This window comes from Cupriavidus sp. KB_39, from assembly GCF_052114485.1.
Lineage (GTDB): Bacteria > Pseudomonadota > Gammaproteobacteria > Burkholderiales > Burkholderiaceae > Cupriavidus.
This window is the reverse complement of sequence record NZ_JBFREV010000145.1, coordinates 1-834: the sequence shown is the minus strand read 5'-3', so window position 1 is coordinate 834 and position 834 is coordinate 1. Positions and strand designations below refer to the sequence as shown.

Here is an 834-nt window from a genome sequence, read left to right as displayed (position 1 = left end):
CCGGCGATGCCGAATACCTTCACAATTCTTTCCGTTTTCCGCCACACAATGGCCCGACAATAGCAGAGTTGGCCAGGGCGATGTGCAGGAGCCGCCCGTTATCCGATAATCAAGCCATGTCACGGATCTACGACCGGGTCGACCGCCCCGCACCCGCCTCGACGCCCCAGTCCCCGGCACCGCCCATCCCCCAGGCGGCGCCCGCGGACGTCCACCTCCGCGCGCCCCTGCTGCGCTGGGGCCGCCGGCGCGGCAGCCCGGTGCCCGGCAACGCGGTGGACCTGCTGCGCAATGGCGAAACCTTCTTCCCCGCCCTGATCGCCGCCATCGGCACGGCCACGCGCCACGTCGTGCTGGAGACCTATATCTATGCCGATGATGCGGTCGGCCAACGCGTGACCGAGGCGCTGGTCGCTGCGGCGCAGCGTGGCGTGGATGTGCGGCTCGTGGTCGATGGCTTCGGCGCCGGCGACATGCCCGAAGCCCTGCAACAGCGCCTCCAGGCCGGCGGGGTGAAGCTCGAGATCTACCGGCCGCTGCGCGGGTTCAAGCTGGCGCGCCGGCACCTGCGCCGGCTCCACCGCAAGATGGCCGTGATCGACGACAGCGTGGCGTTCGTCGGCGGCATCAATATCATCGACGACCACAACCACGGCCCGCTCGACCTGCCCGAACTMGGCCCGCGCTACGACTTCGCCGTGCGGGTGTCCGGGCCGCTGGTCGCGCAGATTGCGCTGGCGTCGGCCCGGCTCTGGTTCCGCATCGCCCAGCGCCGCGGCCTGCGCGAGACCGCCGAGGCCTTCGCCGAGGTGGAGACGCTGACCACGGCCGCCC

At 70.7% G+C, this 834-nt stretch carries 1 protein-coding gene; it reads left to right on the top strand.

The window, feature by feature from the left end; genetic code table 11:
* Positions 1 to 116 precede the first annotated feature (116 nt).
* On the top strand, positions 117 to 834 hold a 718-nt coding region (locus tag AB4Z27_RS29185; protein WP_441646002.1), incomplete at its 3' end, for a phospholipase D-like domain-containing protein.